The 15,568-nt window shown below is 58.3% G+C and carries 11 protein-coding genes and 2 pseudogenes; all 13 read left to right on the top strand.

Translation table 11 applies throughout. The annotated features are described in order from the left end of the window. Nucleotides 1-279, top strand: a pseudogene (locus QN345_RS03200) (hypothetical protein); the annotation flags it as partial. Nucleotides 280-390: 111 nt separating this feature from the next. Then, complete coding sequence (locus QN345_RS03195; RefSeq protein WP_322136547.1) at nt 391-1,878, top strand: sugar transferase; 1,488 nt, start codon at nt 391-393, stop codon at nt 1,876-1,878. Nucleotides 1,879-2,046: 168 nt separating this feature from the next. Next, complete coding sequence (locus QN345_RS03190) at nt 2,047-2,577, top strand: hypothetical protein (protein ID WP_322140617.1); 531 nt, start codon at nt 2,047-2,049, stop codon at nt 2,575-2,577. Nucleotides 2,578-2,776: 199 nt separating this feature from the next. Then, nucleotides 2,777-4,483 carry a DUF4012 domain-containing protein gene (locus tag QN345_RS03185; RefSeq protein WP_322140618.1) on the top strand — a complete coding sequence of 569 codons (1,707 nt, stop codon included), beginning with the start codon at nt 2,777-2,779 and terminating at the stop codon, nt 4,481-4,483. 144 nt (nt 4,484-4,627) lie between these two features. Continuing rightward, nucleotides 4,628-6,049, top strand: coding sequence for a polysaccharide biosynthesis tyrosine autokinase (locus QN345_RS03180; protein WP_322140619.1), 1,422 nt, complete (start codon nt 4,628-4,630; stop codon nt 6,047-6,049). Between the two features lie 131 nt (nt 6,050-6,180). Next, nucleotides 6,181-7,671 (top strand): sugar transferase, encoded by a 1,491-nt coding sequence (locus tag QN345_RS03175; RefSeq protein WP_322140620.1) that lies wholly within the window; start codon nt 6,181-6,183, stop codon nt 7,669-7,671. Nucleotides 7,672-8,227: 556 nt separating this feature from the next. After that, nucleotides 8,228-9,667 (top strand): hypothetical protein, encoded by a 1,440-nt coding sequence (locus QN345_RS03170; RefSeq protein ID WP_322140621.1) that lies wholly within the window; start codon nt 8,228-8,230, stop codon nt 9,665-9,667. Then, the gene (locus QN345_RS20520) at nt 9,646-10,476 is read left to right on the top strand and encodes a glycosyltransferase (RefSeq protein ID WP_369125142.1); all 831 of its coding nucleotides are present in this window, start codon (nt 9,646-9,648) and stop codon (nt 10,474-10,476) included. The genes QN345_RS03170 and QN345_RS20520 overlap by 22 nt, the downstream gene beginning before the upstream one ends. After that, the gene (locus tag QN345_RS20515; protein WP_369125141.1) at nt 10,473-11,018 is read left to right on the top strand and encodes a serine O-acetyltransferase; all 546 of its coding nucleotides are present in this window, start codon (nt 10,473-10,475) and stop codon (nt 11,016-11,018) included. The genes QN345_RS20520 and QN345_RS20515 overlap by 4 nt, the downstream gene beginning before the upstream one ends. A gap of 91 nt (nt 11,019-11,109) precedes the next feature. Continuing rightward, nucleotides 11,110-12,420 (top strand): O-antigen ligase family protein, encoded by a 1,311-nt coding sequence (locus QN345_RS03165; protein WP_322189287.1) that lies wholly within the window; start codon nt 11,110-11,112, stop codon nt 12,418-12,420. Nucleotides 12,421-12,479: 59 nt separating this feature from the next. Beyond that, on the top strand, nt 12,480-13,334 hold the full coding sequence (locus tag QN345_RS03160; protein ID WP_322136537.1) for a hypothetical protein: 855 nt from the start codon (nt 12,480-12,482) through the stop codon (nt 13,332-13,334). 58 nt (nt 13,335-13,392) lie between these two features. Continuing rightward, nucleotides 13,393-14,511, top strand: a complete 1,119-nt coding sequence (locus tag QN345_RS03155) for a glycosyltransferase (RefSeq protein WP_322140624.1) — start codon at nt 13,393-13,395, stop codon at nt 14,509-14,511. A gap of 347 nt (nt 14,512-14,858) precedes the next feature. Continuing rightward, nucleotides 14,859-15,026, top strand: a pseudogene (locus tag QN345_RS20510) (DapH/DapD/GlmU-related protein); the annotation flags it as partial. Between the last annotated feature and the right edge of the window lie 542 nt (nt 15,027-15,568).

Here is a 15,568-nt window from a genome sequence, read left to right as displayed (position 1 = left end):
ACCTGGTCCACCCCGGCAACCCTCCCCGGTGCGATCGCCCTCGCCCCCGCCACCTCGGGCTACCTCGTCGTCTCGGCGGGCCGCCCCGAGTGCGCCGGCGCCCAGCTGCTCACCGTGACCGACGCTCTCGTACCCACCGTGGCCGGCTGCTACGCCGTGAGCACCCCGTCGACGGCCATGGCCGGAACGGTCGCCGTCTCCGAGGCGGCCGGAACCATCTGGCTCTGGGCCGGCGAGCAGGTCGTGCGTTCCACCGACTCCGGAGCGACCTTCAAGTAACACCCCCTCAATGGGGTACGTCGTTCGTTCCTAGACTGATAGCTGAGCGAGACACCCCGAATGTGTCTGTGCACCCGGATCCTTCCGGGCGCGCACCCGTTCGGAGGAGACATGAGCGCATCCACGGCGTCCCCCGTCGAGAGCACCGCATGCCCTCCTGCCGCGCGCGATTGGCGGCGAACCTACGCCCGTCGACTGATGTTCACGGACTTCCTCGTGCTCATCTGGGTCATGTTCGGCGTGCAGATGCTGTGGTTCGGGGTGGATGCCGCCACTCTGTCCATGAGTCGCAGTCACGTTGACCTCGCCGTGAGTTACAGCATCGTCTCGGTCGTGCTCATCGCCGCCTGGATGATCATCCTGGCGGCGTACGACACGCGCGGTCTCCGGGTGCTCGGAACCGGACCCGACGAATACAAGCTCATCGCCAACTCGTCCCTGCACCTCTTCGGGCTTCTGGCCCTGGTCGCGTACCTGTTCCATATCGACGTGGCCCGCGGCTACATTCTCATCGCTTTCCCGCTCGGCATCGTGGTGCTCATCTTCTCCCGGTGGATGTGGCGCCAATGGCTGGTTGTCCAGCGCACCTACGGCCAGTTCTCGTCCCGCGTGATTCTGGTCGGGTCACCCTCCTCGACGGCGCGCATCAACCGTGAACTGTCCCGCCAGCCCGGCGCCGGCTACTGGGTCGTGGGGGCCTGCGTCACCGGCGCTTCCGCAGGCGACGTGCTCCCGGGCACCCAGGTGCCGGTCTTCGGATCCATCGACACCGTCCATGCGGCCATCGACGTGACGGGTGCCGACACGGTCGTCGTCACGGGCGCCGACGAAATGACCGCTCAACTCATCCGCGAGCTGAGCTGGAGCCTGGAACCCGGGCTGCAGCACCTCGTGGTCGCTCCGCGACTCATCGATGTCGGTGGTCCGCGCATCCACATGCGCCCGGTCGCCGGGCTGCCGCTCATGCATGTCGAGACGCCGAGCTACGAAGGCCGCAAGATCCACACCAAGCGCGCCTTCGACCTGGTGGTATCCGGTCTCCTTCTCGTAGTCCTGTCGCCGGTGTTCGCACTGGTCGCTCTCGCCATTCGGGTGGGCGACGCCGGCCCGGTGCTGTTCAGCCAGGCCCGGGTGGGATTCCACGGCGACACATTCCGCATGTTCAAGTTCCGCTCCATGGTCGTCGACGCGGAAACCCGGCTCGCGGACACCAGCACCCTCCACCGCGCCGAAGGCAATGTCGTTCTGTTCAAGATGAGAAACGACCCCCGGATCACGCCTCTCGGCCGATTCCTGCGCCGGTGGAGCCTCGACGAACTGCCCCAGCTCGTCAACGTCTTCCTCGGCACCATGTCTCTCGTCGGGCCGCGCCCGCCCCTCGCTGCAGAAGTCGACCAGTACGAGAGCCATGTTCATCGCAGGTTCCTCGTCAAGCCGGGAATCACCGGACTGTGGCAGATCAATGGCCGATCTACGCTCTCCTGGGAAGACAGTGTGCGGCTCGACCTGTATTACGTGGAGAACTGGTCGCTCGCGGGAGACTTCACGATCCTGTGGCGCACGGCGAAAACCGTTCTCCAGCGCACCGGTGCTTACTGATCACCGGCAAAAGCCACCCCAGTGCGAGGGTCATTTCGGCGGGTCGGCGGTCGTGGGGCCTCCCGGCCCTGACTTCAGCTGTGAATCTACCCTATGGTGAAGACGTGCTTCCAAGACGTTCGCACGCGCCGGCACATCCAATCACGTTTCAGCAGGGGGGATTCACTCATGGCAAAAAAGGCTTTCGCAGCGGCAGCGCTCACGATTCTGGCTATCTTCGCCGCACCCGCCGCCGCCAACGCAGCCGGCTATGTACCCCCGACCAATGACAGCGTTACCGGCACCCCGGTTGCCGGCGGCAGTGTCGCGGTCGATTTCATCGCCGGTTCTTACACCAACGGCGAGACCGTCAACATCTCGGTAGACGGTTCCGGAACCGCCACCCTGTCGGCCGTCAAGGCCAACGTTGCCACGCTGGCCAAGGCCGCGACCGCAACCGGGTCGTTGGCCGTCAAGGTCACCCTGCCGACAAACGCCACCGGCTCCTACACGCTCACCGGAACCGGCGCGACGTCCGGCCTCATCGGCACCTCGACCATTACCGTCGTCGCAGCGGACGCCGGCACCTCTGCCGGACTCGCGAGCACCGGATACAACGCCCCGATGCTCCTCATCTGGAGCGCAGCGGGCGCCGTCCTCCTCGGCATCGCACTGGTCCTCGTGCTCGGCTATGTTCGTCGCAAGCGCGCCAACGCGTAATACCCCGCGCTGACCCCGGCGCACAGCTTTTCGACAGGCCCCGAGCACACGCTCGGGGCCTGTCGTTTTTGTCTGGTTTACTAGACGAATGTCCCACGCGCACGCATCTGCACCGGTCCAGGGTCGGCGTCGACGGGGACGACGAATTTGGCTCTCGGTAGGTATCCCCCTTGTACTACTCGTCGGGATCGTCGCCTGGGTGGGCGTACGCGCCTACCTCGCCAAGGGTGAGCTCGAGGCCGCCCTTCCGCTCGCGGCGCAGATCCAGGCCCAGGTGGTCGCCGGCGATGGCGAATCGGCCCAGCCAACGGCCCGTGCCCTGTCCGACCATTCCGCGAGTGCCGTAGCTCTCACCAGCGACCCGGTCTGGCGGGCATTCGAAGGCATCCCGGTGCTCGGCCCTAACCTCACGGTGGTTCGTCAGCTCGCCGCCGCGACCGACGACATTGCCCAACAGGCCGTCCTTCCCCTCGCGAAGATCGCCGGAACCATCAGCCTGAGCGACTTCAAACCGGTCAACGGTGCGATCAACCTCAATCCGATGACCGATGCCCAGCCCCAGATCGATGCGGCCGATGCAGCTCTCGCCGCCGTGAAACAACGTGTCGACGCGATCGATACTACGGACACGCTGTCCGTGGTGACTGGCGCAGCCGAGAAACTCTCCTCCTCGGTGGATAAGGCAGCCGCTGCCGTAAACACGCTCGATCGGGCCGTGCGTGTTGTGCCCGGCATGCTCGGGGCCTCCGGGCCACGCAACTATATCGTGCTGTTCCAGAATCCCGCGGAACTGCGGGCCTCGGGCGGCATTCCCGGTGCGCTCGCCCTTATCCACACGGAAAACGGCGCGATCACCCTCGAACAGCAAGCCGCTGGCACTGACTTCCCGCATTACGCGCAACCGGTCTTGCCTCTTCCAACAGATACGCGAGGGCTTTACGGCGACATAGTCGGCGAATATATTCAGGACGTCACTCTCACGCCGAATTTTCCGCTATCGGCGTCACTCGCGCGCGAGATGTGGAAACGCCAGTTTGGTGTCGAGGCAGACGGCGTCATCTCCATCGACCCGGTGGCCCTCAGCTATCTCCTTAAAGCCACCGGCCCCATCACTTTGGCGACGGGCGACGTCCTTACCTCGGACAATGCCGTACATCTCCTGCTAAGCGATGCCTACGCGCGGTACACGAAGCCAGCCGACCAGAACGCATTCTTCGCGGGGGCCGCCTCGTCGGTATTCTCGGCGTTGGCCGGCGGCGGCGCTAACCCGAAGTCGCTCCTCGAGGCGTTCGGCCAAGCGGGTGCCGAACGACGCGTTCTGGTTTGGAGCGCACACGATGACGACCAGGCTGTTCTCCAGGACACTTCCTTGGCCGGTCGTCTACCGGTGACCGACGCCGACACGACGCGGTTCGGCGTCTACCTCAACGATGCCACTGGCGCAAAAATGGACACACATCTCGACGTGCAGGTAGCTGTCGGCAATGCTGTCTGTCGACAGGACGCGCGGCCGTATTATGCCGTGACTGTGAATCTGAAGAACACGGCACCCGCCGATGCGGCGAAGTCATTGCCCGAATATGTGACGGGGGGAGGTCATTTTGGTGTCACCCCCGGAAACGTGAAGACGATCGTATCGGTTTACGGGGCACCAGATATGCAGAACCTGGGCGTCATGCGAGACAACGTCGTCATCGGCTACCACCCGGCGACTGATGCGACCTATCCGGTTAGCGCATCTAGCATCGAATTGGCTCCAGGAGAGAGTGCGGTTCTCACATTTGGATGGCTAGGGGCTGGACCTCTAACGAGTGATGTCTCTGCTCAGATCACTCCTGGTACTTCGCGAGTTGTCGCAACGAATGCGTCGTCACGCTGCGATTCCTTGCTCTGGCCACAGCGATGACTATCTCTTGACCGTCATATGTCGGGGGTGTTAACGCTGCGTCCGACAGGCATTCTTTGACGCACCGTAGGTCGCAACTGTGGCACCATAATGGGGGGCGTCAGAAGTCGGCCTCGAAAGTGAACGTCATAGGAAGGCCGCTGAGTGGAACTTCGCGACTATATTCGGGTCTTACGTAAGAGCTGGGTCCTCATCGTACTTCTGTTGCTCGTTGGTCTGGGAGCGGGTGCCACCTACTCTTTGACGACAACGCCTCTATACAATGCGTCGTCAAAGGTCTTCGTCTCAACGCAGGGCGGAGGCACAAGCCAGGAGCTGGCGCAGGGCAATACCTTTACTGTGGCCAGAGTGAAGACGTATGCCGATCTAGTGGCTACACCGATCGTTCTCCTTCCGGTGATTGGAAGCCTCGGGCTTAACATGACTTCCGTTGATTTGGCAAAGCAGGTCACGGCTTCAGCGCCTCTTGACACGTCGATTATTGAAATCGCCGTCCTGGACCCGGATCCCGTGCGGGCCGCCGATATTGCCAATGCCGCTTCTCAGAGCCTTACTGCCGTTGTCCAGTCCATCGAGACTCCCGAAGCCATTGACGCCGTATCGCCCGTCAAACTCACCCGGGCACAAGAAGCAACTGTGCCCAGCAAACCAGTGAGCCCTAACGTCCCGCTAAATATTGCGCTTGGTGCTCTGATAGGACTTGCTCTAGGAATCGGCTTAGCAGTCCTACGCGAAGCGATGGAGACTCGCATTCGAAATGAGCGCGACGTCGAGCAGGTTACTGATGTGCCGATCTTGGGCGGAATCGTCTTCGACCCGAAAGCCAAGGAACGCCCGCTCATCGTGCATGTGGACCCGCGAAGTCCCCGGGCTGAGTCGTTCCGTTCTCTTCGAACGAATCTCCAGTTCCTTGACGTGGGTCGGACAGAACGCAGCTTCGTCATAACATCGTCTATAGAAAGCGAAGGAAAGAGCACCACGGGTGCAAACCTCGCGATCGCACTGGCTGATGCTGGCGGCCGTGTTCTTCTCATTGACGCCGATCTGCGGCGCCCAAAGATCGCAGACTACATGGGTGTCGAGGGGCGTGTTGGACTCACCGACGTCCTAATCGGTCGAGCGGAATTGTCCGACGTTATTCAGCCGTGGGGCGAGGGTCGTCTCTTCGTACTCCCGGCAGGCAAGATACCGCCTAACCCCAGTGAGCTGTTAGGTTCAGCCCGAATGGCCGATCTCATTGCGCAATTCAATCTCACCTTTGACGTAGTGATCTTTGACTCGTCGCCATTGCTGCCTGTTACGGACGCGGCAATCCTCGCGAAGAATGTGGGTGGGGCCATCATCGTGGTCGCGGCCGGCCGCACCCACAAGAATCAACTTAGGGGCGCAATCGCAGCATTGGGGAGTGTCGGTGCACCGGTTTCGGGACTCGTGCTGACCATGCTGCCGACCAAAGGCCCTGATGCTTACGGATACGGTCACTACGGCTATGGATATGGCTATGGGTATACCCAGGACGTCACGGACGAAAAGGTCCGGAGCCGCGCGCGCATCAAGAAGGTATAGATCGACTGAATTTCGTTGGTTAATGCCACCGTAACCACAATGGGGTACCTTCTTGCCTACGTCGTCGTGGCCTGGCGTTGGCGTCAATCAAATCGAGACATGGCGGAAAGTGTAGCGCCATGAGGAGCAATATGAAAAAGCGCACTGGCATAGCCGGGGTACCTATTGAGATCGAACAGACCGGCGGGCGAAATTGGCGGGTTTCATATGCCGCTCGCCTTGTCGCTTCTGATCTTCTTGTCCTGATTTGGGTAGTTTTCGGGGTCCAAATCGCTTGGTTCGGCATCGCAGCCTCGGATGTGCAATTTCGAGGTAGCCTCGCGGACACAGCGATCAGCTATTCAGTAATCTCCATTGTGCTCATTGTGACATGGATGATTTCCTTGGGTATCTATGGCTCGCGAGGCTACCGAGTGCTGGGCACTGGCTGGCAGGAGTACCGCTTAGTGGCGGGAAGCACTGTCCGTCTTTTCGGTCTGGTGGCGTTAATCGCCTATCTCTTCCAGATCGATTTAGCGCGAGGCTATATTCTCATCGCGTTTCCTCTCGGACTGGCAGTTCTCGCTCTTTCGCGTTGGATGTGGAGACAATGGCTTGGAGTGCACCGTCTCGATGGGCGCTATTCCTCCCGAGTGCTCCTAGTCGGGTCGGAAGTGTCCGCAACGCATTTGGCTCGTCAATTGGCGCGCCAGCCCAAAGCCGGTTATCTCGTCGTCGGGGCCTGTATTCCCAGCGGGCTCGTAGCGGGGTATCTACCGGACAGTGCAATACCTGTGTTCGGAAATCTCGACAAATTGCAGGCGGCGATGACCGCAGTGGGCGCCGACACGGTTGTGATTACCAGTAGTGACGAGCTGTCACCAGAACGAGTTCGAGAATTGAGCTGGAGCCTGGAACCAGGCAGACAACACCTAGTCGTCGCACCGAGCTTGACGGACATCGGTGGTCCACGTATCCACACCCGACCGGTTGCCGGATTGCCGCTCATCCATGTCGAGACGCCAAGGTTCGAAGGCCGGAATTTCTTTGCTAAGCGTGCCTTCGATCTATTGTGCTCGGGTTTGCTTATAGTCGTACTTTCGCCGTTCCTCCTAATCATCGGAGCCGTAATTCGGCTCAGCACACCTGGGGATGTGCTATTTCGGCAGGAGCGAGTGGGTATTAACGGTCGACACTTCAGCATGCTGAAGTTCCGATCTATGGTTACAGATGCAGAAGCACTGCTAGTCGGGCTCCGGGATGAAGCGCGCACTGAAGGCAACTCCGTACTCTTCAAGATGAAGGAGGACCCTCGAGTTACTCCCATCGGAAAGTACCTTCGACGTTATAGCCTCGATGAACTTCCGCAGTTGTTCAACGTATTTGGTGGTTCGATGTCCTTGGTCGGGCCAAGACCCCCCCTAGAACGGGAAGTTGCTGAATATGAGAATCACGTTCATCGTCGATTCCTCGTGAAGCCCGGTATTACGGGCCTCTGGCAGGTAAGCGGTAGGTCCAACTTGTCGTGGGAGGACACGGTCCGCTTGGATCTCTACTACGTCGAGAACTGGTCGATCACTGGAGACATCGTGATCTTGTGGCAGACGGCCCGTGCTGTGTTAGCAAGCGATGGTGCTTACTAATGTGCAATGCAGCAACCGGAATGGTGCGCATCGGATACCACTCGATCGCTGATCTGCGGGGCGATCGTTGCTGGGTTGTCTTAAAGACTTCAGGACGACCGCAGTTTTGCGGTGGCTTCGCTCGAAGCGCCGCTACAGTTCCCTGGAACCCGCCAGCTGCTCAGACTCATCTTTCACTTGGTACACCGCGACTGTGGCGCTCTTTCTTCAGAAGAGGAGTACGGTCGCAGAGCGCAATCCCGGCTCGAATAGCCATACCGCAGTCGCAGTCGCAGTCGCAGTCGCAGTCGGGGCAGGGATTTGTAGAGCGGATTTCTCGGGCCCCTAGAGACCTATCGCAAGAGGGCACGGGGCTGCGCCGTAATCCCAAGGCGGAATCCCTCGAGTTCGCGAAGCATGCTGTTCACGGGCGCGGATACCGAAACGAAAGACCGGACTTTTCGTGGGACGATGGAGTGTGGGTTGGCTTCCACGACGAAGGAAGTCTTGTTGGAGTAGGTCGAGCTGAAACTCCGAGGCATCGATACCATTCGGTCCGGGCGAAAGATGGCGCAAATTGAATGCCGTTCGGTCTCGGCGTCTCGGCAGTGTCGGGCTTAGCGCGCTTGTCCGCGTTGGTACATTTCCCGTCACCGCGCTCGCAACATTCCTGACAACTTCTCTAGTCATTGGTCATGCTGGAGCGGCTGGCTATGCCGCGATTGCGGTAGTAATAACCCTTTCCCAGTTGGTGCCCTACGCCGATCTCGGGATAGGGGCCGGTGTCATTAACGCGATCTCCATGTCGGAGGTAGATGATCCGATTCGCACAAAGGCGGTGGCCAGCGCGATCCGCGTGATGCTGGTGTCAATGATCATTGTCTCGAGCCTGGGCTTGCTCGGAATGACCTTCTTCTCATGGTCCGAGGTCCTGAGTCTCGAAAACTCTGGGTTGGGCCGCCTTGATACTGTGACTGCTCTTGTGATCGTGATCTTCGCAGCTACGATTCCGATGGGGATTGGACAACGGGTGCTTTTGGCGCTCATGATGAATCCGATCGCGATCGTAGTTAATTCGCTAGGGCCGATACTGAGTCTCCTGGGCACCGCAGTGATCGTTGGAATGGGCCTTTCTCCAGAGCTATTAGTTTTCCCCCCGGTCGTTGGTGGCCTGATTAGCTCCTTTGTATCCTTGTGGATCGCGACCAAGCGGATTCGATTCCGATGGTTGACTATCTTCCAATACCGCAAGTTTCATCTCCCCGGGCTCCTATCTCAGGGGATGTGGTATCTCATGATTAGTGTTGTTTCGGCTTTTGCCTTTCAATGGGGGCGGATCGTTCTCGCCTCTCGTGGAACGCTTGACCAAGTTGCCACATACTCAATTGCAATGCAGTTCTATGCGCCACTGTGGTCCTTCTTCATTGCGGCTGGAACGTCGCTCTGGCCCATATTTGCGCGCAATAGGTCGCGGAATGAGAGTAATTCGGCGCTACTTTTGCGAATGGTTCTCTACTTTGCAGGTGCCGGTTTGATTTGCCTTATCGGACTTATGTTGTTCGGGCCGTGGCTGGCCGGCGTGATTTCGCATTCGGCGGTGGAAGCAAGCGCAATGATATTCCTGGGATGTGGTCTCCTGATCATTGTTCAATCGGTCCAGCTAGTTCTCGGCGTCTCACTTACTTCTCCACGGGACCTTCGATTTCAGGCGCTTTGGGGCATCCCGATGGCTGCATCCGTGATTGGTGCCACTTGGCTATTCGTGCCTGCCCTCGGAGCAATAACGCCCTTCTTGGCTGCCGGTGTTGGAGTTCTGTCGTTTCAGGTATTTCCTAATGTCTTTCGTGTGCGCGCAAATAGCCGTTCGCTACGTGAGACCACTGCAAATCCGGAACTTGAGACTGTTGCCCAATTATCTAGAAGATCTCAGCATCCGGGAGAGTACGACCGTCGAGATCATGGTTCGCCAATTCGAAGTATTGATAGGAGATTGAAATGGCACAAATCGGAATGGTGATTCCGACGTTAGGTACGCGCCCAGCATGGCTTCGCGGTACCTTGAAATCAATGTTCGAACAGCGTGGCGTTGATCTTAAGGTTGTCATCGTGACACCTCGTCCGGACGAGGTGAGACTGATTGCGGCTGGGACTCCCGCGGTTGTGGTTGCGTCAGACACGCCGGGGATATCGGCGGCCGTCAATGAAGGATGGGCGGAGCTATTAGACTCGACTTTCCTGGCTTGGCTTGGCGACGATGACCTACTTGCACCGGGATCTCTCCGCATTTCGCAGGACGCGCTAGTCAGAAACGCGGCGGCTTCCGGCACGTACGGGTGCGTGCGATACATTGACGCCGCGAATGAGACTCTCTTCGTTGCTCGGCCCGGTCGCTTTGCGAGCGCTTATCTGCCCTGGGGTAAAGACTTGGTCCCCCAGCCGGGTAGTCTATTTCGCCGTGAAGCAGTCGAAGCCGTTGGCGGACTGGATACCAGTCTTCGATATGCGATGGATTTTGATCTGTTCCTAAAGCTTCGAACCACTGGGCCACTCCTCTACCTTTCATCCGAGGTCGCGTCGTTCCGACTGCACCCCGGCAGCATCACGGGTGCGAACCAGTCGAGCGTGGAAGCCGAAAGCGTTCGTGCCAGGTTCCACTCCGCACGAGTGAACTCCATACGTAGGTCGCTGGCGCCCCTTCAATCGGTCACTGATCGGGCGCTATACAAGCTATCTCGGCGACCGGGGGGTGTGGTTCCACAAATGCTCGGGCGCGACTATGTACTCGAGGTCTATAGTCATGCCGATCTCGACGGCTCAACGACATGAAGAACTACGGCCGAATGGTTTCGACGACCCCAGGATTCCGATTTAGTTGGGTCTTTCAAGATTTTGCTGCGAACGCCCACAGGCCCCGCACTCGTCTCCTATTGGCCACATTTAGGTTGGCGCAGGCGGCCCGACATCCATTTTCCGACCGTCCAAGTCTGCTGTCATATTTTGTAACTGCGTGGTACGTGTTCATTTCCGAATGGGTTCTCGGGATGGAGTTGCCGGTTAAGACTCACGTCGGCTCTGCGCTGCAAATCGTGCACGGTTTCGGCCTTGTAATTAATGTGGATAGCCGACTTGGTTCTGACGTCGTTATTCGCCAAGGCGTCACCATCGGCAATAAGGGTGACGGTGGTGCTTCGCCTACTGTCGGAGATGGCGTATCGATTGGATCCGGAGCTTGCGTTATCGGGGCTGTTACCATTGGAGCTCGAGCGCGAATTGGCGCAAATGCGGTCGTAGTAACGGACGTACCTGCAGACGTTTCCGTCGTTGGAAATCCTGGACGAATCCTTTTAGACCGGGCTCCAGGGGTTTGAGTAAGTGACTGAACCATTTGTTATTACGCTCGTCACTGGATCCTCTCTAGTTGCGGCGTGGGTCTGGCTTCGCGGCGTACGTCGTGGTGACGTGGTTTCCAAGTGGAATATCACGACCACCTATGTGGTCCTCATAGCTTGGCTCCTGTTGGCATCATCGGTGTTCACACAGTTTGATGGCGGAAACGTATCCATAGTTAACGTCTTCGGGCAGACGACGATACTTGCTAATCCTCGAGCGGCGCAAATAATGCAGCTCGCTGGCTATGCCATTATCGGAATTGGATTCCTCACCTTCTTTGTGTTCGGTATCGTCCGAAGGAACCGCCTATCGACTCCCCTGCTGCTCATGGGGCTTCTGGTGGTGATGACGGATTTCTCTTCTGCCATCGCGGGTGCGTCTGCCATTGGGAACCCTCGCATCATCGCCTTATTCGCACTGTTTCTGGGTGCTTCAGTGCTGCCGCGCGGCGGTGGCGCTCGGCTCGGGGTGGCGTTTTTTGGATTCTCTGTCTGCGTCGCAAGTGGCATTTTCCTGCTAGTGAACTATGCCGCCGCGTTTAGGACATGCCGTGTAGACAAGTGCGGCCCGCTCGGTAATCTTTTCTTTGGAGTGACTACCGGGGAAAACACAATCGGTCTTATAGTCGCCACCTCAATCCCGTGCATATTCCTTGTGTTGCGCGGCGCGACACGTTGGATCCTGGCGGTTTATCTCCTTAGCGTGGTCTACATCTCTGGTAGTCGAACGGCGCTGCAAGTCGCCCTTATCGTAACGATTCTTGTCGTGGTAACGGGCATGAGTTCCACGTCGATGGGCGGAATTTGGCGACGGTTTTTGACGATTGGGACGGCATCGGTCGGATTAGCTCTTGGCATTGTGCTTCCCTATCTGCCCCTGAATCCAACTGATTTTACAAACCGCGCCTATTTGTGGAAGCTTGCTTCTGCTCAACTAGAGGACAGTCAACTTTTTGGATTCGGCGCGCTCATCTGGGGAAATCAGGTTGCTGTGGGCACAATCTCCAGAGATGAGGCATATTCTGTCCACAATCAATGGCTCGATATTAGATACACGACCGGGGCATTAGGTATAGCACTGTTCATCATCTTGATCGTGATTGCGCTGCGGCAGGCGGATAAGTGGACCGCCCCCCAGACCGCGCTCTTGTTCATCCCGGTAATCTATTCGGGTCTACTCGAGCGCACGTGGGCATTTGGCTTGCTCGACGTCTTTGGGTGGATGGCAGCGGCCACCCTGCTTGCACTTGAGCCTGCGGCTGAACCGGCTGCAAACACCTCTTCTGTGCTGACGGAAGCACTCGCACAAAGAGGACATGGCACGGACCGAGTGCTTACCGGTCTAGACAACACGAATCCGAGGGGAGCGCACGGGAATTGATCAAGCGAAATTCTTATCTGCGTCTAGTCGCGCGAATACGATCGGCCATACAGACTCGAGTGGACCGCATCTGCGCCCAATTTTGGGTACGACTACCGCTTGGCGTTATGGGGCCAACCCGCGATCCACGAAGCGTCGACGATGCAACTCGAGTCATTGCGCTGACCACTTATCCGCCTCGCATTGGCGCTGTGCATTTGACGATTCGAAGCTTGCTTAAACAATCGATAGCCGTTGATGCGATCTACCTTGTCCTCTCGACCCTTGAGTTCCCGGGCGGTGAGTCGGACCTCCCTCCCAATCTACGGCGACTACTTGCCGCTACAAAAGGCAGAGTGAATGTCCATTTCACGCCCGAAAATATGCGGTCGTTCAAGAAGCTTCTTCCGATCATCGAAATCTACCCGGAGGCGACTATTTTAACTGCGGACGACGACGTTCTTTACTGGCGATCCTGGGCTCAACAGCTCGACGCGGCCAGTCTGACCTTTCCTGGAACAGTAGTCGGAACCAGAGGAACTCTGATAAAAATGGAGGGCAATCGTGCCCGCCCATACACGGAATGGCCGGTAGCAGAGGCCGGTGTACCCGGCCAACTCGTTTTTCTGACCGGTCGGGGTGGCATTCTTTACCCGCCACATTCGCTGGATCCGCGGGTTCTTGACTGGGCGACGGCTTCTCTCATTTGTCCGTCCGCGGACGATATCTGGTTCAAGGTCATGGCATCTTTGGCGGGCATCGAAGCGGTAAAGATAGACACCGGTCGCGAATATCCATCAAATGGTGCAAGCCAAGGCAGCGCACTTTGGCGTCGCAACGTCCTCAAGAACGAGAATGACGTGGCTTTCGAGGCGGTTGTGGACCGCTTTGGCCTTTGGGATACATACCTCACCGCACAAAAGCTTCGACGTTGAAGGTGCTAATCGTCGATTGCCTCGCATATCTTTCCAGTTCACGTTGAGAGGTCCTCAAATGTACAGAAAATCGCCGGCCAGTAAATTCGATGCGTTATATCTCGCCGTCCTTCCCTTCTATCGGGAGTATTGCATCCAGGAGCTCAAAGCTGATTTGTCTTTGGACGTGATCCTGTTGGCTGGTGATCGGCACGTCGATCCCACAATTCGAACCGGAATCAGTAGGTCCTTATATGTGCAAGTTAGAAACTACGTCCTTGCTGGACGCGTACTTGTCCAGCTAGGGGGGTGGCGCACAGCGATCAGCGCCAACACCACGATCCTCGACCTCAATCCGCGCAGCCTCACGGCGTGGACATTGCTGGGTTTCAGACGCATTCTGGGTAGGCGAACGCTCCTATGGGGCCATTTGCACCCTCGCTCCGGAAGAGGCAGTCGGACGGCGGTGCTACGCCGCTCGATGCGGCGTCTTTCGAACGGGACGGTGCTCTACGGGTACGATAGCGTTCCCTTTGCGCTCGCAGAACTCCCAGGGTCGCCCGTCTGGGTGGCGCCGAACTCTTTGTACGCAAGGGATGCCTTGACTGTACCGGCCAATGAAGGCCCGTACACCAGCGTCCTATACGTGGGGCGCCTCGTTTCCGATAAGAAAGTAGACCTGCTCATCCGAGGATTCTTGAGGAGCGATCTTGCAACCCGCGGCGTGCGGCTTGTCATCGTCGGAGAGGGCGCCGAACGAAAGGTCCTCGCCGACCTTGTGTCGGAGCTTGGCGGCAATGCTTCGGTAACCTTTCTCGGCCAGGTCGCCGATGTGAATGACCTTCGCCATCTCTATGAAGACGCTCTGTGCTCCGTATCGCCGGGTTACGTTGGGCTAAGCCTCACACAAAGCCTCGGGTTTGGCGTTCCTATGCTGATCTCAAGGGACGAACCGCATTCTCCCGAACTCGAGCTCGCTCGAATCGGTGGCGTCGAGTTCTTCGAGACTGACTCGCCGCTTGCACTTGCGGCCGCTCTTGATGCGCTCGCGCCTGCCGGCAATGCATGCGAGCGACAGCGAATCAGCATCGCAATTCGGAAGACCTATTCGGCGGAAGCCATGGCGGCGGGGATCGCGTCGGCACTCAAGAACACCAAACAGGAACTCGGAGATGATGGATGGCCGTCGAATCGGTAGTCAAGGTACCCAAGAACCGCAGCCGTATCCCAGCACCGCTAGAGGGAATTGTTCGTACATTGCAGCGACGACTAATGATCCATGGGCTGGTGACGTACGGCAAGAACTTGCGAATGGGTAGTGATAGCACCTTGAGTTCGGTGCACGGGCTCAGAGTCGGTCACAATGTTTCGATTGGCCAGCGCACAGTCATCGAAGTCGACGGTGCAATCGGAGACTACTGCCTGATTGGGCGCGGGGTGCAGATTGTCGGTCGTGTGGATCATTCGATCGACGAGGTGGGAATTCCAATGGCGTTCTCGACGTGGGTTGGAGACCGACCCGCAGTCCCGCAGGATGCCGTACAGATTGGAAGTGATGTGTGGATTGGCGGTGGCGTCATTATTCTCGGAGGGGTCACTATCGGCGAGGGGGCCGTGCTTGGCGCTGGTGCTGTGGTGACACATGACATTGAGCCTTACGGAATTGCCGTCGGGAATCCCGCTCGAGTCATCCGGAAACGATTCGATTCTGATGCTCAGAGGCACGTGCACAGTACCGCTCTCCGTGTCGATAGTTCCGACGTGAGCGATAAGGGGTAGTTGAGCACATCACCACAATCTCTTGTGTCTTGCCGCGGTGGCGCGAGGCAGATCTGGAGCCGGTGTGAAGTGCTGCCAACATCCAGTTGGACAGGCGACTCGTTTTCCGGAGCGCCATCGAGCCAACACTTTATGCGCGGAATCGCGGCCCGAGATCCTCTGGGCTACGGGGGCCCCAGACCCGATTTGCAGGAATCGCACCGTTCACAGTTGTTCCGGGTGTCACGAGTGCCGAACGACCGATATCAGCGCCGCCGAGGACAATGCATCGGGAAGTCACCCAAGCCCCGTCGCCTATCCGAATCGCCTTGGTAATCAGCGCCATGTCGCGACGATGGGCGTGGCTGCCTGTCGTTAGGAATGTCTCTTGCGAAATTGAAACATCATGTCCGATAAATACGTCGTCTTGATTGTGGAACCAAACCCCTTCGCCGATCCAAGAGTTCGCTCCTACGTGCAGCTTCCACGGGAACTTC

The organism is Cryobacterium sp. 10I1, from assembly GCF_035019805.1.
Classification (GTDB): domain Bacteria; phylum Actinomycetota; class Actinomycetes; order Actinomycetales; family Microbacteriaceae; genus Cryobacterium; species Cryobacterium glucosi.
This window is presented reverse-complemented; position numbering and strand designations above follow the sequence as displayed.